This window comes from Flavobacterium sp. BFFFF1, from assembly GCF_002256285.1.
In the GTDB taxonomy this organism is placed as follows: Bacteria; Bacteroidota; Bacteroidia; order Flavobacteriales; family Flavobacteriaceae; genus Flavobacterium.
Window position 1 is genome coordinate 80,126 of record NZ_NKJE01000007.1, and the last position, 20,286, is coordinate 100,411.

Consider the following 20,286-nt stretch of genomic DNA (forward strand, 5'->3'; position numbering starts at 1 on the left):
CTCTGGGGGATTTGCTTCATAATAGGTACTATCGCTGACAATAGGATTGTTAATCGCTATCGATAATCCCGATGATCCTTCCGTTTCCAGCGTCTCATTTTTTCCTGAACACCACCATCCCTTTCATGCGACCGAAATTCGCGCCTGTCATAAACCGGCATATTCCGGGAAGAACCTGCAACAAGGAACTCCGACGCCAAAATAATGCCCTGAACAATGCTTCCGTACGCCAGGAAAGGTCTTCCGCCTGCCATTTTAAGGCTACAGACAAAGAAGGCGATGTTTCCGCATGCCAATTGATGGCTGCGGAATCAAAATCGGAGTCTACGGCATTAAAATCCCTTGCTTCGGAAGGGCACGCAGCTGCTTCGGAACGCCAATTCGGGCCTTTTGACTGAAAATGAAGGTCTTCGGAGCGCAAATTTTCGGAACAGCGCTATGGCGGACGCAAAAAAGATGGTCACCACCCATTGTGGACGGGACTGCGCCAGGCCCCGAGGCTTCGGGGGGAGCGGTATCCTTTTGCGGCGCGCAACGGAGCAAAAGATACAGTGTACATCCGGACCTGTAGGGTGGCGCCAAGATTAAATACCGCCACTATGGAATAACACAGCCTACAAACCCCTTCTTATTCTTTCGCTGCTTTGATGGCTTCCCAATTGGCATCCGCTTTCCGGATCAACGCCTGTTCTTCTGTTCTCCACATCGCCATGACCTGCTGGTTGTAATTCAGGTATAATTTCCCGTCTACAAGCGTAAACGCCTCCGGATCTGTAGGCGCTTTGTGTCCTTCCGAGGCCCCATAGGCGCAATAACCGCCATATTGAGGAGCGTACTTTTCCGGATTTTCCTGAAACAGCTTCCTGTTTGCCTCATTTGCAAAAGTCCAGTCGGCATCTTTCCAACGGTATACCAGTTTTGGGTTGCCTTTTACGGCTTTGTTATCAGTGAAATACGCGACAGCATCATAGCCGTTTATCGCACCGGATTTGCCTTTAAATACTTCTGATTTCTGGGCATTTGTGATGGCCGCTGACACGACCATCAACAGTACTAAAAAAGTGTTTTTCATGGTTTTGATTTTAATTAATTACTATTTTTTTTCTTTAGCCGGTCCTTGAATAATTTTTCGAATTTTTCGATTTTCGGCTGGATTACCATTTTGCAATACGGCTGGTTTTTATTGTTTTTGTAATAATCCTGATGATACGCTTCCGCTTTATAAAACTTTACGAAAGGCTCTAATGTGGTCACTATCGGGCTGCTGTAAACCTTTGCCTTTGTAAGCGCGGCGATAATGTTTTGCGCTGCATTCTTCTGCGCTTCATTTTTGTAAAATATGACCGAGCGGTACTGGGTTCCTGCATCGGCGCCCTGGCGGTTTAAGGTCGTGGGGTCGTGCACCGTAAAGAATACCTTAAAAATCTCGTCAAGGCTTACAACGGTCTTGTCGTAAGTAATCTGGACCGATTCGGCCGCGCCGGTACTGCCCGACGAAACGGTTTCGTAGTCCGGATTGGACACATTGCCCCCGGAGAAACCCGACACGACAGATTTGACCCCTTCCAGGTTCTCATAAACCGCTTCGACACACCAATAACATCCTCCGCCAAGGGTTATCGTTTCGAGGTTGGATGCCGGTTGTGTTTTGCTTTTTTGTGCGAAGGCACTGGCACTTAACATGACCAATAAAACCATTAGTTTTTTCATCTTATTTTGGAATTTCATTTTGTGTTGCCGCCAGGGATGCTCCCGGCCCCTTTTTATTGTTATTTCCGACAAAACTAATGGGGTTCCTGGCACTAAAATGTCGGCTAGTTTACAATGCCTCATTAATTAAGACTTATTTGGGAAATCAAACTGCCTTGTCGAACATTTATGACGCCTATTGGCAAGCCCGGCAGATGATCAGGATACTTTTACAATCGCGAAATTCCACAAAAAAAAGTTGCCCATCTCTGAGCAACTTTTTTTTACCAAACGATTAAACCGCTTTACTTGTACTTGATGTTAATACTGAAGATATCAGACACCATGTTGGTTGTTCTATCATAATGTCCGTAACGGAACTCAATTGTGTTGAAGTGTTTCAATCCCAGCAAACCTTTTGGCGGGGTATACTTCAGGCCCATTCCAATGAAGTTGCTGTTAAACGTCGACAAGTCGTAGTTGCTCGTGTAAAATTCCTCGGACGCAGTATGTTCGCCATAAGCTTTGAAATACTTCGTGCCTTTCTGTGTGTAATACCTGTAAAATGGGCTCAGGGAGAACGACTGCGATAATTTTACAGGGATTTCCAATTCGGCGGTATGGGCCGTCAGGTTCCAATCGTCGGAATAGTACCTGTAGTACGCCCGTACGATCACGTTATCCCCAAGAAAATAGCTGCCTCGCACAGCAACGGGAATCTTAAGCCTTGTATCAGGCAATGCCTCTTGGTGGACGCTGCCGTCCTGGAAATACACCCGGTGAAATGGCAGGCCAAGGTATCCCTGCTGTGTAATCACATCAGCCATGAACATCACCTGGAAATTGCGGTTAATGATTTGAGAGTAGTTCATCGAGAGCGCAAAGGTATTTCGGGAATCAGTGCCATAATTCCTGTTGCCAGCACCCCCAACACGCAATTCAGTTGGCGTAATCAGTTTCAGTTGGTCAAGGTATGCCTGGGCTTTGGCGGTAAATTCGCCGTTACGGTCTTTGGTTTTCTTTGAGTAAAAAACATTCCCTCCAAAAGACTGGTAATCGAATTCGGTGGAAGAAGACACGCCAGCGCCAAACGTGGTGCCTTTCTCCTCATTTTCCTGAGAATAGGTTAAGGAAGGATAGAAGCGGTTGTCTGAAGAAGATGCGGAAGAATTGGCCTGCAGGTCGATGCGGTCTGACGATGCCGAGGTATAGTGGTCTACCCCTACTTCCACGTCAAACGTCTGCTTGTTGCCGTTTTTTCCATATCGTATCATCTTGACATCGATGGTATTGGAAATGTCGGTGAGTTCTTCAGAGCCGATACCTCCGGTGACCGCAGCATTGTTTCCATCCTGCTTATAATAACTGGAAACGAGGTTCACTTCTTCAATTTTCAATTTGGAGCTTTTATACGCGGTCGAGTCTGTTGGAGTCGTTTGTGCGGACATCCGCATGATCGCCAATAATGCGAAACCTGTAATGATTGTCTTTTTCATCTTTTAAGGAAATTAATTGCAACCACAGCCTCCGCCGCTTTTCCCTGAATTGGCACCCGAAGCTCCTTCGCGATAGGACTGGAAACTAAGCTCGGTTTTTTCGACTTTGCGATTGGAAAGGGTCATTTCTGAATCATTAATTTTAGATTTCTGGTATTCTTTCACTGATTCGCACGAAGTCAGGCAGGATACTAGCCCAGCCAGGGCTAAGAACATTTTTGTTTTCATGTGAGTTTTATATTTTTTGAAGTATAAATTTTGTTGTTGTCATCAATTACAATGCATTCAATCCCTGGAATCTGGTCAATCATATACAATCCTGCGTGGATTCCCATAACTGCAATCGGTGTAGCCATGGCGTCTGCAAATTCCGCATTTCCTGCTATGACGGTCACACTTTTGATTCCGGTGATTGGCAATCCTGTTTTTGGATCAATCGTATGCGAATATTTCCTGCCCCCAATCATTACGTATTTCTCATAATTCCCTGAAGTAGCGACTGCTTTTTCAGAAATCGACAAATAGGAAAACGGCTTTTCAGGATGCTCGGGATTTGCAATTCCAATTCCCCACGGACTTCCGTCAGGCTGAGCACCCCAGGCGGTCAAATCGCCGCTGGCGTTGATGATACCGCTTTGAAAGCCGGCACGCCTGAGTTTGTCTTTTGCCATCTCGGCACCGTAGCCTTTCCCAATTCCCCCAAAACCAATGCGCATGCCTTTTTCCTTTAGAAACACCGTGCTGTTTTCCTTGTCCAGAATAATATTGCGATAATCAATCAGGTGTACCATTTTTTGGGCTTCTTCAGGCGATGGTAGTTTGTCCATCGTCTTATCAAAATTCCAAAGGCTCTTGTCGATGCTGCCATACGTAATGTCGAAAGCACCCTGGGTAATTCCCGAAATCGCTATACTGCGTTCGATCAACCCAAAAACTTCATCGTCGACAATGACGGGCCTTAATCCGGCATTTTCATTAATCAGTGCCGTCTGGCTATCATCCCTGAAGGTCGTCAACAGTTGCTCAATCCGCCTGATTTCTGCTATTGCGAGATTTATTCCCGATTTTGCAACAGGCTCATCCTTAGCAACAACTGTCAGGGTGAAGTTGTTTCCCATCAACTTTAATGATTCGGAAAACTTTTGCATGCTTATTTATTCGATTCGCAAATGGATTTTATTTCTGAAGTCCATGTCTCCAGGCTTGCTTCCGGTTTGCCTTCCCAGGTTTTTAAGACTTTACCGTCTGCATTCAGCAGCAAGGTCAATGGAAAAATTCCTTTTTTATTGTACTTTTCAGCCAATGCTTCGTTTCGTTTCACCACGTCCGGAGCGGGAATATTCTTTTTTTTCCTCGGGAAATCTGCATTGACGAGTACAAGATTACCATCTGCCACTTTCGTGAAAGCGTCACTTTCAAGGTATTCCTTCCGCATCATGATACAGGGTCCGCACCAGTCAGAGCCCGAAAAATTCAATAAAATAAGTTGGTGTTTTTCCTTTGCAGTTTTTTTCGCATTTTCAAAATCCGGCTCCCACTGGATTGGAAGCAATGCGATTAAGAGGAAAGAGATAACTAGCTTCATAGCAATGTTTTTAGTGTGTAATATACAACCAACGGTCAAAATTAATACATATTTTGGTTGACAACTTAAGTTTCCCTTAAGATAAGCAAAAAATACCACTTTAAAATTTATGGCGTGCTCGTGTACGCAATCTAAAGCAAATTGTTTACTATGAAAAAAAGCCCCTTATGGGGCTTTTGAAATTTTCACTGCCGATCCGCCGTGTTGCTGATCGATGCGCATAAAGCGCCGACGTGGATTGAATAATGTGCACGAACGGGTGGAAAGCACACATCTCCTTACAGCCACATTAGCGGCCTGACTACCCGTCATCTTCGTTTCGGCAGCAGGATAAAGGTAAAGCGGCAGTGTTGCAATCATTTATGGAATTTCCTATTTATGTTACAATCAGCTTAGGGCAGCAAGCCACAAATCGGATTAGTTTAATAATTCCTGAAGTCCAAATGCACTTACAAAATTCTTATACCCTTCAAAAACCTGCGCATTGGCATCCGCAGCAAATTGGCCGGTGGCCACGTCAACTACGGTTCGCAAAGGGCGTTTTCCACTCGGTGTATTGATAAGGTGTAAGACCGCGTCGGCAACATCCTGTGGATTGGGCTGCAGGTTTTCAAACAATTGGCCCATTCCTGCGCCGATCTGTTCAGGGAAATCCGCCAATTTCCCGTATTGTACTGCAATCTCACTGTCAGATCCGTATGTGGACTTTCCGAATATCTCTGTCGGAAAAGCACCAGGCTGTACGATGGCCACATCCACTCCGAGCGGACGTACTTCATAGTGCAACCCTTCGCTGAGGCCTTCGACCGCAAATTTCGCAGCATTATAGAATGTCATAAAAGGTGCAGAAAATCTGCCGAGTACACTTGAGGTATTCACAATAAGGCCTTGTTGTTGTTTGCGCATTTGCGGCAACACCGCCTTAATCGTACGCCAGGTGGCATTGAAATGGATGTCAAAAAGGGTGTCAATGTCTTTCTGGTTGAATGTCTCTGCAATACCTCCCATAAAGTTGCCTGCGTTGTTAATTAGCACATCGAGCTGCCCTTGCTCGGCGATGATCTGGCCGACCACGGCATTGACTGAATTTTCGCTGCCCAGGTCAACCTCGACCACTCGGACGTTTTTCAGTTTTGACAATTCAACGGCTTTGTCTTTATTTTTTCCCGCGACATCGCGCATGGTAGCATATACGGTAAAACCCGCTTCAGATAATGTGTGGGTGTGGAGCCATCCGAAACCACTGTTTGTTCCGGTAATCAGAATTACTTTTTTCATTTTAAATGGATAAATTGGTTATACAAATTTCAAAAGATTAAAACCCTTACGGTTAATAAAAGTTTTTTAGTTACTTTTGTGTACTGCAAATTACTGCATAAAAAAAATTACCCACAAGAAGGCACCTGCCGGAAACCCAGTTACCAAATGGAAACAATTAGCGTCCCGTCTAAGGTTGACACCCAAAAAAAAATTAAAGAAATGATGACAAACCCACGGGACTGCAGTATTACTTTATGCCCCGTAAAGGATGTACTTCATAAAGTGGGCGATAAATGGTCAATTTTTGTGATGATGGCGTTGGGCGCGGAAAAGACGCTGCGCTTCAATGAACTAAAAAATCTAATTGACGGCATATCCCAAAAAATGCTGACTGTAACGGTGCGCGACCTGGAAGCATTTGGGTTGGTTGACCGCAAAATATATCCCCAAATTCCGCCCAAAGTAGAATACACCATTACCCAAAAAGGAGAAGAGTTTTTACAACATCTTGTTGTTTTGCTTGACTGGGCATGCCGCCACAGCACAAAAGAAAAAATCAAAGATTGATTTCTATTCTCATTAAATCTAACGCTGTGGAGGTTTCGGGCCTGAAAAAATATCAGCAATGTGTGCGGCCATCCGGGAATAGGCCGGGAGCTGGTCTTTTCTGCACAACCTTTTGATATCCCGAAAATGATCGTAATGAATCTGCTCCACTTCAACCTGCACCTTACCTATCAGATTCATTATGGAATCGTTTGATTTTTGATTTGGGGTCACTTGATCCAGCGACAGATAAAGCTGCCTTTTCAGATCCATTATCCTTTCATCTGTACGTCGGATTTCGCTTCGGTGCCAGTCGATCATTTCATCATAGCGGGAAATCTGTTTTTGATCCAGATGCAATTCCCTGATGATGATATCCCGTTTCGCTTCCGGCCTTTGCCGACGGCCTTCTTTGTGCATCAACCCAGAGATTATCAAAAACAAGTTCAGCGCAACCAACGTCACACAAAAAATCGTTACAATTGTTGTTCTTTTCATGGCTGTCCGTAAATATTGTTGTTGGGCATCAGGTCAATTCCCGTATTGTTACTGGCGGCATCTACCGCAGTTTGACTGGTGTAAAACGTGAGTAAACAAAGGACTGTAAGTGCCGCAAAAGCGAAAGAAGCTGCTTTTACCGAAACATTTTCACCTACAGTAGCGGCAATACGCGCATTTATTTTGTCCCTAAGAAAGTAAGGCGCGTTTACCTGTTGAATCGATTCAAGCGGCTTAAATAACTCATCCATTTGTATGTTACTTTCTCTATTTGACGATGTAGATGGCTTTTTCATTCGGATTGCTTCATTTTTTTTTGCAGGTTGTCCTTTGCGCGAAACAACAACGACTCCACTGCCTTTTCAGAAACTGCCATAATCTCTGCAATTTCCTTTTGAGATTTCTGTTCTATTTTACTTAATAACAATGCAGTCTTTTGGTTTGCAGGCAATCCCTCAATCTTCAGAAACAAAGCCGCTACCGCCTCTTTCTGTTCCAAAACAACGCCAGGATGGTTGAAGTCGCCAATATGATGTTTGATTTCGTTGCTGTCGTCATAAAACAGAGACGTCAGGAAACCAAAACGCTTTTTACGTTTTTTTGCTTTGACAAAATCAATGCAACAATTTACACAAATGCGGTAAATCCACGTTGACAATTGTGACTGGTTATTGAACGTATCGATTTTTAGGTGTACACGCACAAAGACATCCTGTGTCACTTCTTCAGCATCTTCGAGACTTTGGAGGTAATTCAGGCAGAAGTTATACACCCTGCGGTGGTGTTCGTTATAAATGTCGTTGAAATTCAAATCCTTAAAAAATTCGCTCCGAAGATATGGATATTTTCTTACAGGCTTCAATCGATGTGCTTAGATTGTAGGTCATGACTTGTTTTGACAAAGAACTTCGGCTCAGGAGACCTGCGGTTTCAAAGCCTAAAGCAGGAACTTGAACCGACAAAATTGGGCACGATCCATAACAGAATTTTTAGTAATTTAGGGGCATCAAATTTCACGCATGCGCCTTTTAAAAATCTTGGTTCTTCTTGTTGCGGCTTCTGCTTTTTCGCAGGAAATACCGCCAGTAATGGTACGGGATACTACATTTTTCACAAAGGTGGATAGTCTTTACAGGGAAGACCAGTTTTATTTTTCTGTAACCTATAACCTGTTGCAGCATAAGCCGGCAAAATTTTCATTAAATGGATTCTCCACTGGTCTTAGCCTGGGTTTTCTGCGTGATATGCCAATCAATAAAAAACGGACGTACGCGATTGCTGCCGGCCTAGGAGTTTCTTATAATAAATACCACAATAACTTACGCGTTACCGAGAACAATGGGGACTACAACTATGAGATTCTGGAGAATGTCGGTTATTCAAAAAACAAACTTGAGCAGTTGTTTCTGGAACTTCCAATTGAGTTCCGCTGGCGCAATTCGACTTTCGAAAGCCACAAGTTTTACCGTGTTTACACGGGCTTCAAGATCCGGTATTTGCTGCTGGACAAAACCAAATTTGTAGGTGATCAAACGATTGTGGTTTCGAGTAACAGTGATTTTAACCAATTCCAGTTTGGTCCCTATGTAGCATTGGGGTTTAACACATGGAATTTTCATGCCTATTACGGATTGACACCGCTTTTTAAATCGGCAGCAGTGAACGGTGAAAAAATCGATACGAAAACCCTGAATTTCGGCCTGATGTTTTATATATTATAACCACAAGTAAAGCAATCCAAGCTGTGGCAACACGCCAATTGCCGTCCCCAGGACCAACTCCCACATCGTATGTGCTTTCATCTGCAACCGAGATGACGCCACAAATCCGTTGCACAATACCAACACCAGAATCGGAATCATCAGTCGGATTTGAAAATGAAGACTGAGCGCCATCGTAAATACCGTCAATGCGGTAATTCCAATCATGTGCAGGCTGACTTTATATCCTGCGAACACCATGATCAACGCCAATAAAGTGCTGATCAGGCTCCCAAAAAAGAAGAAATACAGCTGCGGGCAGCTTTCGAAAGTGATGCTTTTATGGATCAATATAAAAAGCAACACGGCATGAATCAATAAAGGCAACTTTCGCTGTGCTTTATCGGCAAGCATGATCGAATCGACCTTACCTATAGACAGCAACAGATAATAAAACGTGATTGGGATAAAAATCGTGATAATGACGATCTGGATAATAATGAGGTAGATTTCCGTGTAAGTAAAATAGCTGTTGCCGAAAAAGAAAAATACCAATACCGCATAGATCGAGACAAACAACGGATGAAAAAGATACGAGAAGATGTTTATCGTTTTTCCCATAACTATATTTTCCTGCGCATCCGCGCTACAGGGATGTCCAATTGCTCGCGGTATTTTGCTATGGTTCGCCTTGCGATAGGAAATCCTTTTTCTTTGAGAATATCTGCCAGCTGGTCGTCGTTTAATGGTTTATCCTTGTCTTCTTCCTCAATAATCTCCCGCAGTACTTTCCGGATTTCAATCGTCGACACTTCTTCGCCCTGATCGTTCGTAAACCCTTCTGAGAAAAACTCCTTAATCAATTTTGTCCCATAAGGCGTCTCTACATATTTGCTGTTTGCCACCCTAGAAATCGTTGAAATATCCAATCCTACCAAATCAGCGATATCTTTTAAAATCATCGGTTTGAGTTTCGCTTCGTCACCTTCCAGGAAATATTCCTGCTGGTAATGCATAATGGCATTCATCGTTACCAATAAAGTCTCCTGTCTTTGGCGGATGGCATCGATAAACCATTTCGCCGAATCAAGTTTATGCTTGATAAACTGCACTGCGTCGCGTTGGGAACTTGATTTATCACGTGAATCCTTATAGGTCTGCATCATTTCCTGGTAATCTTTCGAAACGTGCAATGACGGTGCATTTCGTCCGTTTAAAGTCAGCTGCAATTCACCATCCAAAATCCTGATCGCAAAATCAGGAACAATATTTTCCGTCACCCGATTCCCAGCAGTGTAAGAGCCGCCTGGTTTCGGATTCAGCTTTTCAATGACATGAATCGCATTTTTTAAATCGGCCGATGAAACACCAAATTTCTGCATCAGCTTATCATAGTATTTATGGCTGAATGCGTCAAATTGCTGTTCTAAGATGTCAATTGCCAGAGCGACGTCCTGCATTGGTGTCTTCTGTTTCAGCTGCAATAACAGGCATTCCTGCAAATCCCTCGCCCCCACACCTGCCGGTTCCAGTTGGTGGATAATGTGCAGGATGCGCTCCACGGTTTTTTCATCGGTGTAAATCCCCTGCGTAAAAGCCATGTCATCGACCATGTCGGGGATGCTTCTGCGAATGTATCCGGTGTCGTCAATACTGCCTACAAGAAACTCGGCAATCTCGCGCTCTTCATCATTTAAGATAAAAGTATTCAGCTGGTTGATGAGATCCTGGTGAAAACTGATCGGTTCGGCTAAAGGCGACTCGCGCTCTTCATCGTCATCGCTGTAATTATTGGCTTGTGTCTTATAATCCGGGGTATCATCATTCAGGTATTCATCAATGTTGATGTCTTCCTGCATGGTGTCTGTCTCGCTATCATCAAAATCCTCGTATTCGTCTGCTTCATATTCGTCTGCGGGGATTTCAGGCTCTTCCTTTCCGGATTCGAGTGCGGGATTGTCATTGAGTTCCTCCAACAGGCGTTGCTCAAAAGCCTGGGTTGGCAATTGAATCAGCTTCATCACCTGAATTTGCTGCGGTGATAATTTCTGGGAAAGTTTGAGATTCAGGAACTGCTTAATCATATATTCATTTGACTTTCGTGACGTTCAAATTTACAAAAAATACAAAAAACAAATTCCAAATTCCACCACTAAATGGGATGAAATCTGGAATTCAGTACAAATATTTTATTTTAAAACTCTGCGTTCTGCGGCGTTCTCGGGAAAGGAATCACATCACGTATATTTGTCATCCCGGTTACGAAAAGCACCAACCTTTCAAACCCTAAGCCGAAACCAGAGTGCACGGCACTCCCGAACCTCCTGGTATCAAGATACCACCATAATTCTTCTTCGTCAATGCCCAGCGTGCGCATTTTTTCAACGAGAACGTCATAGCGCTCTTCCCGCTGTGAACCCCCGACAATTTCGCCGATTCCGGGAAAAAGGATGTCCATGGCACGTACCGTCTTACCATCTTCATTTAAGCGCATGTAAAATGCCTTGATATTCGCAGGGTAATCGTATAAAATTACCGGACACTTGAAGTGTTTCTCGACAAGAAAACGTTCGTGCTCACTCTGCAAATCAGCGCCCCATTCTTCAATCAGGAACTGGAATTTTTTCTTTTTATTCGGCGTGGAATCTTTTAATATGTCAATCGCTTCCGTATAGGAAACGCGCTTGAAACTGTGGTTCAGCACAAAATCCAGTTTTTCCAGCAAAGCCATTTCACTGCGCTCTGCCTGTGGCTTTGATTTTTCTTCTTCCAGCAGCCTGCCTTCAAGGAATTTCAAATCGTCCTGACAATGCTCAACAGCGTACTTCACGACATATTGTATAAAGTCTTCCGCCAGGTCCATGTTGTCATTCAGATCGTTAAATGCCACTTCCGGCTCTATCATCCAGAATTCCGCAAGGTGACGCGAGGTATTTGAATTTTCAGCCCTGAATGTTGGTCCAAATGTATAAATCTGTCCCAAAGCCATCGCAAAAGTTTCCCCTTCCAACTGTCCTGAAACCGTTAGGTTGGTGTGTTTTCCAAAAAAATCTTCATTATAATTGATGGTCTTGTCATCGTTTCTCGGCGGATTATCCAATGGCAAAGATGTTACCTGGAACATCTCGCCCGCGCCTTCTGCATCGGCACCCGTAATAATTGGCGTGTTTACATAAACAAATCCTTTGTCCTGAAAATATTTATGTACTGCATAAGACAATACTGAACGTACACGCATAATGGCACCAAAAGCATTCGTCCGTACCCGCAAATGCGCATTTTCACGCAAGAACTCCAATGAGTGCTTCTTCGGCTGCATCGGGAATTTCTCCGCATCCGAATCCCCTAAAATTTCAAACGCACGCGCCTGGATCTCAAATTTCTGTCCCGCGCCCTGGCTTTCTACCAAATCCCCAATCACAGAAACCGCAGCACCTGTTGTGATGCGTTTCAGCTCTGATTCCGGTGTGTTTTCAAAATCGACCACACACTGGATATTATGGATCGTCGAGCCGTCATTCAAAGCAATAAACTGGTTATTCCTGAATGTCCGCACCCATCCTTTCGCGTTAATATCTTTCATCGGCTGCGTTGCCGCCAGCAATTCCTTAATCTTAGTGTGTTTCATTTTCGTCGTATTTTAATTCAATCGAAGCGCAAATATAAATTTTTATTTTTTTGAGGAGCATGATCCCGCTGTCCGCTGCAATCTTTTTGTTTTTGTCACCCTGAGCGCAGTCAAAGGGCACTTTGACAAAACAAAAAAGGATTTCCGCTACCATCCGGGCTAGGGTTCCGACACAATTTAATCCACTTCCTTTTTGGCACGTTTCTTCTCAAACGTCAGCACCAACGCCGGTAGCACCAGTAAATTGGCAAACATCGCGAACAACAAAGTGACCGAAATTAATCCACCCAACGCAATCGTTCCACTGAAGCTCGACAGCGTAAAAATCGCAAACCCAAAAATCAATACCACCGAAGTATAAAACGTACTGATCCCCGTTTCGCGGATGGCACTAAACACCGATTTCTTGATCCTGCCGTTATTTTGCATCAAATCATGCCTGTACTTCGCCATAAACTGGATCGCATTATCCACCGAAATCCCAAATGCAATACTGAATACCAAAATTGTCGACGGCTTTAACGGAATCCCGAAATAGCCCATCAATCCCGACGTGATGCACAACGGCAAGACATTCGTAATCACCGAAGCGAAAACCATTTTCACAGAACGGAACAAATACGCCATCAGCAACGCAATGGTAATGATTGCAAAAATCAGCGATTCAATCAGGTTTTCGACCAGGTAAGCCGTTCCTTTCTGGAATACCAACGCCTTTCCGGTCAATGTCACTTCAAAGTTATCTTTTGGGAAAACCTCAGCGACCTTCTTTTGCAATTTTTTCTCTATCAGCGCCATCTTATCGGTACCTATATCTTTCATAAAAGTCGTTATCCGAATGTAATGTGCCGTCGAATCCACATAACTTTTCATTAGGTTGTCGCCTTTCCCTTTGCCTTTCATCATGCTTTTCGCATACGTTAGTACAAACGCCTGTTCATTTCTATTCGGCAATTGGTAATAGTCAGGATTTCCGTTGTAATAAGTCTGGTTCAGGTATTTGGCAAAATTTACCACGGAAACCGGCTTGGAAAGTTCGGGAATCCCGGCAATGGTCTGCTGTAATTCTTCCACTTTCTCCAGCGTCTTTGGGTTCACTGCTTTGCCTCTTTTCTGATGAATCATAATCTCCAGCGGCATTACGCCGTTAAATTCCTTTTCAAAAAACAAAATATCTTTGAAAAACGAAGCTGATTTCGGCATTTCGCCAATCAAGCTTCCTGACACTTTCATCTGCGATACCCCGATAACACTAAAAACCAAAAGCAATCCATAAATGCTGTAAATCACGGTACGTTTTGTGCGTACGACCCGTTCCACCCAATCCAGCAGCGACGAAATATAATTTTTACTGAGGTGGTACAAGTGCTTTTCCTTAGGCACCGACATGAAGCTGTACATAATCGGAACCACCATCAACGTCAGCAAATACACAGAAATTACATTAATTGAAGTCACGAGTCCAAATTCAAAAAGCAAATCGTTCCCGGTAATCATGAACGTCGCAAAACCAATCGCGGTGGTCATATTCGTCATCAACGTAGACACACCGATTTTAGAAATCACCCGTTGCAGGGCCTTCGCCTGATTATTATGAATCTTGATTTCCTGCTGGTATTTGTTGATTAGGAAGATGCAGTTCGTGATGCCGATAACGATAATCAGCGGCGGTACAATGGCGGTCAGGATGGTGATTTTATAATGAAACAGTCCCAATGTCCCAAATGACCAGATGACGCCGAAAAGCAAAATACAGATTGAGATGAATGTCGCGCGGAAAGACCGGAAGAAAAAGAAAAATATCAATGAAACGGTCAGCAAAGCAGCGCCGATAAACAGCCCGATTTCACCCTTCATGTTTTCAGCGTTAATCGTACGGATATAAGGCATTCCGGAAACACGCAGGTCTATTTTTGTGGCCGTTTCAAACCGCTCTATTTTCGGAAGGAGGCTGTCGATGATGAAGGTTTTCCGTTCCGCAGTATTGACAATGCTTTTCTTCAGGTAAATTGCCGACCGTATGCTGCCGGATTGCTTGTTAAACAACAAGCCTTCGTAAAACGGCAGTCGGTTGAACAGCTCATCCCTGATTTCCGCAAGGTAAGCGGGATCGGCGGTACGCTTTTGGTCAATCAACGGTACCATTTCAAATTTTGCCGCGACGGTGTCCTTGTGAAGCTTTTTTAAGTCATTTAAAGACACCACCAATTCCACATCGGCGCTTTTTTTAAGGCTATTCATCAGCTCGTTCCACGCCGAATAGGCGTTTGGCGTAAAAAAAGTTTTGTCTTTAACCCCAATAACCACGAGGTTTCCTTCCTCTCCAAACTTATTCAGAAAATCGGCATACTGTTGATTCACAATATGTTTCTTTGGAAGCAGATTTGCCTCCGTATAAGTCATCGCAAGATTTTTACACTGCCATCCCAGAAAAATAGTAATCACGGCAATAATGCCGAGAATAAAATTCCTGTTCTTTAATATAACGCGGGCAACGGCCTCCCAAAATCCCGGATTAATTCGCTTTTTCATAGCCTTAAAAATGGTTGCAAAGGTACATAAAACCAATAAATTCCATTTGTAAAAAGCGAAAAATTACCTCACAATATCGCCGGATTTTAAATTTGCATTAAATACACAAAAACGGATATAATTTATATATTTGGTTTCGCATATTTGCGGAACTCAATGCGGCAACGCTGAGCCGAAAGCAATTAAATTTTCTACTGCCCAAACCCAACCAGACTATGAGGAATTTGAAAAACTCACTTTTTTACATCTTTACCATTTCCGGTTTTTCCGCGCTCATCTATTGGATTATTACACAAGGCAAACAGCTTGAAGCCGGACGCAGTATTGTTGTGAAAACGGGAAAGGGCCAATGGAATGAATTTCTGGGTTCGATGACCCACAACCTGCAGGAATCTTTGGCGATATTGTTGTTGCAAATCCTTTCGATCATTTTAGTGGCGCGCGTATTTGGCTGGTTTTTCCGGAAAATCGGGCAACAGTCTGTCGTCGGTGAAATGGTGGCGGGAATCGTGCTGGGGCCGTCATTGCTCGGTTTGTATTTCCCTGAATTTTCGAATACACTTTTCCCTGCAGAGTCATTGGGCAACCTGAAACTATTCAGCCAGCTCGGATTGATTTTCTTCATGTTCGTAATCGGTATGGAACTTGACCTTAAGGCTTTAAAAAATAAGGCTAACGATGCGGTAGTCATCAGCCATGCCAGCATCATCTTCCCATTTGCACTGGGTACCGGCCTTGGGTATTTCATCTACAAACAATTTGCCCCTCCGGGCGTAGAGTTCCTTTCGTTTGCCTTATTTATTGGGATTTCAATGAGCATCACTGCATTTCCGGTGCTGGCGCGTATTGTACAGGAACGCGGTATCCATCGGACAAAGCTCGGCACTATTGTCATTACCTGTGCCGCAGCCGATGACATCACCGCCTGGTGTATCCTTGCTACCGTTATTGCCATTGTAAAAGCTGGTTCGATTGTGAGTTCACTGTACGTCATTGGCCTTGCTATCGCTTATGTATTCCTGATGCTGAATGTCGTCAGGCCATTTTTAGCGAAAGTTGGCGAGCTGAAAAATTCACGCCAAAGCCTCAGCAAACCGGTGGTTGCGATTTTTTTCCTGACGCTCATTATTTCGGCTTACACAACGGAAATTATCGGAATCCACGCGCTTTTTGGCGCTTTCATGGCGGGTGCCATCATGCCTGATAACACAAAGTTCAGGAGCATTATCATTGACAAGGTAGAAGATTTGTCAGTGATTGTCCTGCTTCCGCTGTTTTTCGTTTTTACCGGATTACGGACAAAAATCGGCCTGATTGACAGCCCGGAAATGTGGAAAATTACCGGCATCATTATCGTAGTGGCGGTAGCCGGAAAGTTTCTTGGAAGTGCTATTGCTGCAAAGTTTGTAGGCCAGAGCTGGCGCGACAGCCTTACCATCGGGGCGTTGATGAACACCCGCGGGTTGATGGAACTCATTGTGCTTAATATAGGCAAGGACCTTGGGGTGCTGGACGACCGGATTTTTGCAATGCTCGTCATCATGGCCCTGGTTACCACATTCATGACGGGTCCCGCCCTGGATCTGATCAACTACATCTTTAAAACCAAAGACGAGATTATTCCCGAAGAAGTCAAGTCAGACTCGAAATACAAAGTACTGATCTCTTTTGGGAATTCAGAACGCGGCAAAGCATTGCTTCGTCTTGCAAACAGTTTCGTCAGGAAAACCGGCGATGATACTATCGTGACCGCGATGCATCTGACGCTCAGCAACGAGCTGCACACTTTCAATCTTGAGGAACAGGAAAAGAAAAGCTTTGCACCCATAATCCATGAATCTAACGAACTCGGACAAAAGATACTTACACTATTCAAAGCGTCGAATGACATCGACAGCGACATTGTAGAAATTGCAAACCAAGGCGAATACGATCTGTTGCTCGTCGGCCTCGGTCATTCTATTTTTGAAGGCACGCTGTTGGGAAAAGTATTGGGGTACACAACCCGAATCATCAACCCTGACCGGCTTTTGGATAAATTTACAGGAAAAGAAGGCCTTTTTGAGAATTCGCCATTTGATGAACGTACGAGGCAGATCATTGCGAAAAGCAAGATGCCGGTTGGGGTCTTGGTAGACAAAAATCTTGAAAAGCTCCAAAGCGCCTTCATGCCGATCTTCACAGCGGAAGATGCATTCCTTCTCGATTATGCCCAACGGCTTATCGTAAACAACGATACAAAAATCACGTTGATGGATCCGAACAATGCCATCCGCGACAACAAGGAAATCTACGGTAAAATCGATGAAATCGAGAAAGGAAAGCCAAACTTTGTTTCGATGCAGGAAGATCGTGTCATGAAAAAAGACTTTCTCGAAAAACAGGACATCATGATCATCAGCCTAGAAAGCTGGAAGAAACTGGTAAACTCCCAAAGTACGTGGCTGAGTAACATTCCTTCTGTGTTAATCATTAAACCGTAGCCATGGCTTGGATTTTACTGATCATAGGCGGCCTGTTTGAGGTAGGTTTTGCTACCTGCTTAGGCAAAGCTAAAGAAACAACCGGAATGACCTCCCATGCATGGCTTGTAGGCTTCCTGGCGTGCCTCGCTATCAGTATGCTGCTCTTATACAAGGCATCTCAGTCATTGCCCATTGGAACGGCGTATGCAGTTTGGACTGGAATTGGCGCCGTTGGGACTGTTTTGGTGGGGATTTTGCTATTCCGGGAACCCGCAGAATTCTGGCGCATCTTCTTCATCACCACGTTGATCGCATCGATCGTCGGATTGAAAATCGTATCGACCCACTAAATCCCTAAATCCAGAATAAAACTGAGTTTTATAGAAATGTTGTCTTCAAATCGTGGCAACTGGTTGGGACCATAACGATAAAATCCGGACAGTCCAAAACCTTTAAATATTTGATTCAGCTCGATCCCTGATTCAAAATATCCCCTGTCAAGCGTTTTATAAGCAATTCCGAGATGCTGCTCCGGACGTTCCAGATTTCCCCAGGCCATTCGGGATACCAGTACCAATGAGGGCTTTACCTTTTTAAACAACATCACGCGCTTGAATCCGTGTTTCAGCTGAAAAAAAACATATTGGCTGGAGAAAAACTCATTAAAATACATCGTCTCGAAGCTGTTTTTACCCGCCAATGTTAGCCGCTGGAGCACTTTATCCTTGGTAAGGCTGTTCGGAGAGGTGTTATACAAATGTGTCAATGGGATGTCGCCAAATGCATAACCGGCTTCGACAAAAACCGCGGTCTTTTGCCCGGAAAGGTACTTTTTCTGGTATTCTGTCCGGAAATCGATTTTCCCGAAATTAAAATCATTGTCTAAAACTCCAGGCAGCGATTTGGTAAACTGAAACGTAAACTTTGGATAGCGTTTTTCGATCTCGATTCTACCTGTGGGTGTCTGCATATAATCGCTAAAGGGATTCCACTGCAGCGAAACCATCGCAGTGGTCATATTATACGCCGCGTAATCCTTGCCATCGACGCGATATACGTAATCAAACTTCGGTTCCACTACACTTCTTGACAATTGCCAGATGCTTTCCGTTTTCGGGATGATTTTGGTTTCAATAAATCCGCGCCAGGTCTGGTGCGTATAAAAAGTACTTAAGTTGATGGGGCGTGGGTCATACAATTTGAAAACACGCTTGTCAATGGCAAATGAGGTACTTGCAATCTCCCTGAGATCATCGGTATATCCACCGCCAATCCATGAATTCGAGAACTTCCCGACCCGTACCGCACCGCCCAGATTGTATTTAAAGTTACCGTCTTTTGTTCCATAAGCAGTATAACCCTCAATACGGTATTTTTCAGAAAAACGCTCGTTTGTAATCCCTCCCGCACCCAGACGAAAACCCTCATAGTTATTGTAGCTAAGCAAATAGCGCAAATCCAGGTCGACCGGACCAATTGGAATATACCCATTGATCAACTTCCGGCCAATCCTGAGCTTCTTCTCGACTTGCTCCTTTTTAGCAAGGCTATCCAGGCCGACATATGTTTTTCTGCTTCGTGAATCAAGGCTGTCTTTGCGGAACGTGTTCCAAAAGGACTCATCCCTGCGAATGGCGTCATCTTTCACTTCCATCGCAATAGACGATTTCCTGATAATCAATGGCTGGTTGTATTCCCGATTAAAATACCAGGACCTGGAGAGCAGGTAGGTAAAATCTGAAGATTGCTTCTTGGGGCGGGGGTTTTTATCGTCGGCATCAAATTTAAAGGTCTCCCCGAGGATTTTGATATCCTCATCGTTTTTGCCTTTAACAATCTTGAATTCTTTCTCTGTAGGAAACCAGATGCCCTGCTCCGGAATATACTCAAACGAATGTGTCGCCGTAACGTCAAGCACGGTCTTCAGTCGCATGACGGCTTTGGCGACGGCATAGTGCTGCGTGTCGATATAAAGCAGGCCCTGCAATCCTGTTTTGCGGTATTTCCGTTTCGGAAAAAAATAAACGACATAGGTTTCGCGCCCGCCTACTTGCACTGTATCCAGCAAATGATAATAATAATCTGAAAAAGCATCGTTGGAAATCGGACTGCTGTATTTGGTTTCAAAAAGTTCATACTTGCTGTCATAAACAGAAAATGACTGTAGATTAAACGAAACCACTTCATATATTGGTTTGTCAAATCCTGACATTCTGATCCCGCGCACCGTCTCCTTAAGTTTTCGTTCCTTAAATTGAAAATCAGACACTTTCTCCATCTGAAAAAGATGCTGCGAACTGATTAATTTCTTGAAACGGAACGCCGATGAATCGGCCTTTGCAACCTGTGAACCATCACTTTTTTTTATAAAGACAGAATCAATGCTGCCGTCAATCGAATCGGGATTCGCTGTAACAATCAGCTTGTTGTACGCTTTAAATTGAAAAGTCTGCAATTTTCTTTGAGGGTCATTTTGCTTTTTTAACGAGATGGCCTTCCGGATAATTTCATATGCTGGATCCTCTTTCTTTGGAAGGACAACAGTTTCAAGGTTTTTTACTTCGGGGGTCAGCAGGATTGTGATGAATTTTGAGTTTTTTACCTTCAACTCCTTTTTTTGGTAACCGATGTAAGAGACGGTCAATGCTTCAACGGTCATCGCACTGTCAAAACTGAACTTTCCATCAATATCTGCAATCTGATTCGTCCCGTAACCATCGACAACCGTGGCAAAAGGTAAAGGCTCGCCCGTAACTGCGTCCTTTACCACGCCGTTCACGTGATGCTGCGCCGAAGAACAGAGCGAAAAAAACAACAAGAGCCAGGCGGCTGTCCTCATCTTATAGAATTGAAAGTAGTGCAAGTTACGATTCTACCAAATAAAAAA

General features: G+C 44.0%; 20 protein-coding genes. 5 read left to right on the forward strand and 15 right to left on the reverse strand.

Annotated elements, in window-relative coordinates; translation table 11 throughout:
* Positions 1-71: 71 nt before the first annotated feature.
* Complete coding sequence (locus CFE23_RS06235; protein ID WP_291085659.1) at positions 72-398, forward strand: hypothetical protein; 327 nt, start codon at positions 72-74, stop codon at positions 396-398.
* A 230-nt stretch (positions 399-628) separates the two neighbouring features.
* On the opposite strand, the gene CFE23_RS06240 is transcribed toward CFE23_RS06235, so the two are convergent.
* From CFE23_RS06240 to CFE23_RS06270, 7 genes are all read right to left on the reverse strand, one after another.
* Entirely contained in the window at positions 629-1,072 is a 444-nt protein-coding gene (locus tag CFE23_RS06240) for a YHS domain-containing (seleno)protein (protein ID WP_291085662.1), read from the reverse strand.
* A gap of 14 nt (positions 1,073-1,086) precedes the next feature.
* Complete coding sequence (msrA, locus tag CFE23_RS06245) at positions 1,087-1,710, reverse strand: peptide-methionine (S)-S-oxide reductase MsrA (RefSeq protein WP_291085665.1); 624 nt, start codon at positions 1,708-1,710, stop codon at positions 1,087-1,089.
* Between the two features lie 284 nt (positions 1,711-1,994).
* Entirely contained in the window at positions 1,995-3,185 is a 1,191-nt protein-coding gene (locus CFE23_RS06250) for a DUF3570 domain-containing protein (protein WP_291085668.1), read from the reverse strand.
* 12 nt (positions 3,186-3,197) lie between these two features.
* Positions 3,198-3,413, reverse strand: a complete 216-nt coding sequence (locus tag CFE23_RS06255; protein WP_291085671.1) for a DUF4266 domain-containing protein — start codon at positions 3,411-3,413, stop codon at positions 3,198-3,200.
* Positions 3,410-4,333: an FAD:protein FMN transferase gene (locus CFE23_RS06260; protein WP_291085674.1), complete on the reverse strand. Its 924-nt coding sequence runs from the start codon at positions 4,331-4,333 to the stop codon at positions 3,410-3,412. The genes CFE23_RS06255 and CFE23_RS06260 overlap by 4 nt, the downstream gene beginning before the upstream one ends.
* 2 nt (positions 4,334-4,335) lie before the next feature.
* Positions 4,336-4,770: a thioredoxin family protein gene (locus CFE23_RS06265; RefSeq protein ID WP_291085677.1), complete on the reverse strand. Its 435-nt coding sequence runs from the start codon at positions 4,768-4,770 to the stop codon at positions 4,336-4,338.
* 417 nt (positions 4,771-5,187) lie between these two features.
* Entirely contained in the window at positions 5,188-6,048 is an 861-nt protein-coding gene (locus CFE23_RS06270; protein ID WP_291085680.1) for an SDR family oxidoreductase, read from the reverse strand.
* Positions 6,049-6,249: 201 nt separating this feature from the next.
* Here CFE23_RS06270 and CFE23_RS06275 point away from each other — a divergent pair, with 201 nt between their 5' ends.
* A complete protein-coding gene (locus tag CFE23_RS06275; RefSeq protein ID WP_291085683.1) occupies positions 6,250-6,597 on the forward strand; it encodes a helix-turn-helix domain-containing protein in 348 nt (115 codons plus the stop codon).
* Between the two features lie 18 nt (positions 6,598-6,615).
* On the opposite strand, the gene CFE23_RS06280 is transcribed toward CFE23_RS06275, so the two are convergent.
* From CFE23_RS06280 to CFE23_RS06290, 3 genes are read right to left on the reverse strand one after another with little or no spacing between them, the layout of a single operon-like run.
* Entirely contained in the window at positions 6,616-7,074 is a 459-nt protein-coding gene (locus tag CFE23_RS06280) for a hypothetical protein (protein WP_291085686.1), read from the reverse strand.
* The gene (locus tag CFE23_RS06285; protein ID WP_291085689.1) at positions 7,071-7,370 is read right to left on the reverse strand and encodes a hypothetical protein; all 300 of its coding nucleotides are present in this window, start codon (positions 7,368-7,370) and stop codon (positions 7,071-7,073) included. The genes CFE23_RS06280 and CFE23_RS06285 overlap by 4 nt, the downstream gene beginning before the upstream one ends.
* Positions 7,367-7,936: an RNA polymerase sigma factor gene (locus CFE23_RS06290; RefSeq protein ID WP_291085691.1), complete on the reverse strand. Its 570-nt coding sequence runs from the start codon at positions 7,934-7,936 to the stop codon at positions 7,367-7,369. Before CFE23_RS06290 ends, CFE23_RS06285 begins: the two co-directional genes overlap by 4 nt.
* 157 nt (positions 7,937-8,093) lie before the next feature.
* Between CFE23_RS06290 and CFE23_RS06295 the strand changes: the two genes are divergently transcribed.
* On the forward strand, positions 8,094-8,795 hold the full coding sequence (locus tag CFE23_RS06295) for a porin family protein (RefSeq protein WP_291085694.1): 702 nt from the start codon (positions 8,094-8,096) through the stop codon (positions 8,793-8,795).
* Here CFE23_RS06295 and CFE23_RS06300 read toward each other — a convergent pair.
* The 4 genes from CFE23_RS06300 to CFE23_RS06315 form a co-directional block, all read right to left on the reverse strand.
* Positions 8,790-9,395: a hypothetical protein gene (locus CFE23_RS06300; RefSeq protein WP_291085697.1), complete on the reverse strand. Its 606-nt coding sequence runs from the start codon at positions 9,393-9,395 to the stop codon at positions 8,790-8,792. The genes CFE23_RS06295 and CFE23_RS06300 overlap by 6 nt on opposite strands.
* A 2-nt stretch (positions 9,396-9,397) precedes the next feature.
* Entirely contained in the window at positions 9,398-10,858 is a 1,461-nt protein-coding gene (gene rpoN / locus CFE23_RS06305; RefSeq protein WP_291085700.1) for an RNA polymerase factor sigma-54, read from the reverse strand.
* Between the two features lie 110 nt (positions 10,859-10,968).
* Positions 10,969-12,402: an asparagine--tRNA ligase gene (gene asnS / locus CFE23_RS06310; RefSeq protein WP_291085703.1), complete on the reverse strand. Its 1,434-nt coding sequence runs from the start codon at positions 12,400-12,402 to the stop codon at positions 10,969-10,971.
* 177 nt (positions 12,403-12,579) lie between these two features.
* Positions 12,580-14,934, reverse strand: a complete 2,355-nt coding sequence (locus CFE23_RS06315) for an MMPL family transporter (protein ID WP_291085706.1) — start codon at positions 14,932-14,934, stop codon at positions 12,580-12,582.
* 215 nt (positions 14,935-15,149) lie between these two features.
* Between CFE23_RS06315 and CFE23_RS06320 the strand changes: the two genes are divergently transcribed.
* Both CFE23_RS06320 and CFE23_RS06325 read left to right on the forward strand, forming a co-directional pair.
* Complete coding sequence (locus CFE23_RS06320) at positions 15,150-17,417, forward strand: cation:proton antiporter (RefSeq protein WP_291085709.1); 2,268 nt, start codon at positions 15,150-15,152, stop codon at positions 17,415-17,417.
* A gap of 2 nt (positions 17,418-17,419) precedes the next feature.
* Positions 17,420-17,749 (forward strand): multidrug efflux SMR transporter, encoded by a 330-nt coding sequence (locus CFE23_RS06325; protein ID WP_291085712.1) that lies wholly within the window; start codon positions 17,420-17,422, stop codon positions 17,747-17,749.
* Here the strand turns inward: CFE23_RS06325 and CFE23_RS06330 are convergent.
* A complete protein-coding gene (locus CFE23_RS06330) occupies positions 17,746-20,238 on the reverse strand; it encodes a DUF5686 family protein (RefSeq protein WP_291085715.1) in 2,493 nt (830 codons plus the stop codon). The genes CFE23_RS06325 and CFE23_RS06330 overlap by 4 nt on opposite strands.
* Positions 20,239-20,286 lie beyond the last annotated feature (48 nt).

What these genes read in the sequence shown, in the direction of transcription:
- CFE23_RS06320 (WP_291085709.1), top strand. Translation starts at nt 15,150, where the DNA reads ATGAGGAATTTGAAAAACTCACTTTTTTACATCTTTACCATTTCCGGT.
- CFE23_RS06255 (WP_291085671.1), bottom strand. Translation starts at nt 3,413, where the DNA reads ATGAAAACAAAAATGTTCTTAGCCCTGGCTGGGCTAGTATCCTGCCTG.
- CFE23_RS06275 (WP_291085683.1), top strand. Translation starts at nt 6,250, where the DNA reads ATGATGACAAACCCACGGGACTGCAGTATTACTTTATGCCCCGTAAAG.
- CFE23_RS06315 (WP_291085706.1), bottom strand. Translation starts at nt 14,934, where the DNA reads ATGAAAAAGCGAATTAATCCGGGATTTTGGGAGGCCGTTGCCCGCGTT.
- asnS (WP_291085703.1), bottom strand. Translation starts at nt 12,402, where the DNA reads ATGAAACACACTAAGATTAAGGAATTGCTGGCGGCAACGCAGCCGATG.
- CFE23_RS06300 (WP_291085697.1), bottom strand. Translation starts at nt 9,395, where the DNA reads ATGGGAAAAACGATAAACATCTTCTCGTATCTTTTTCATCCGTTGTTT.
- CFE23_RS06270 (WP_291085680.1), bottom strand. Translation starts at nt 6,048, where the DNA reads ATGAAAAAAGTAATTCTGATTACCGGAACAAACAGTGGTTTCGGATGG.
- CFE23_RS06260 (WP_291085674.1), bottom strand. Translation starts at nt 4,333, where the DNA reads ATGCAAAAGTTTTCCGAATCATTAAAGTTGATGGGAAACAACTTCACC.
- msrA (WP_291085665.1), bottom strand. Translation starts at nt 1,710, where the DNA reads ATGAAAAAACTAATGGTTTTATTGGTCATGTTAAGTGCCAGTGCCTTC.
- rpoN (WP_291085700.1), bottom strand. Translation starts at nt 10,858, where the DNA reads ATGATTAAGCAGTTCCTGAATCTCAAACTTTCCCAGAAATTATCACCG.
- CFE23_RS06285 (WP_291085689.1), bottom strand. Translation starts at nt 7,370, where the DNA reads ATGAAAAAGCCATCTACATCGTCAAATAGAGAAAGTAACATACAAATG.
- CFE23_RS06280 (WP_291085686.1), bottom strand. Translation starts at nt 7,074, where the DNA reads ATGAAAAGAACAACAATTGTAACGATTTTTTGTGTGACGTTGGTTGCG.
- CFE23_RS06250 (WP_291085668.1), bottom strand. Translation starts at nt 3,185, where the DNA reads ATGAAAAAGACAATCATTACAGGTTTCGCATTATTGGCGATCATGCGG.
- CFE23_RS06325 (WP_291085712.1), top strand. Translation starts at nt 17,420, where the DNA reads ATGGCTTGGATTTTACTGATCATAGGCGGCCTGTTTGAGGTAGGTTTT.
- CFE23_RS06295 (WP_291085694.1), top strand. Translation starts at nt 8,094, where the DNA reads ATGCGCCTTTTAAAAATCTTGGTTCTTCTTGTTGCGGCTTCTGCTTTT.
- CFE23_RS06235 (WP_291085659.1), top strand. Translation starts at nt 72, where the DNA reads ATGATCCTTCCGTTTCCAGCGTCTCATTTTTTCCTGAACACCACCATC.
- CFE23_RS06330 (WP_291085715.1), bottom strand. Translation starts at nt 20,238, where the DNA reads ATGAGGACAGCCGCCTGGCTCTTGTTGTTTTTTTCGCTCTGTTCTTCG.
- CFE23_RS06265 (WP_291085677.1), bottom strand. Translation starts at nt 4,770, where the DNA reads ATGAAGCTAGTTATCTCTTTCCTCTTAATCGCATTGCTTCCAATCCAG.
- CFE23_RS06240 (WP_291085662.1), bottom strand. Translation starts at nt 1,072, where the DNA reads ATGAAAAACACTTTTTTAGTACTGTTGATGGTCGTGTCAGCGGCCATC.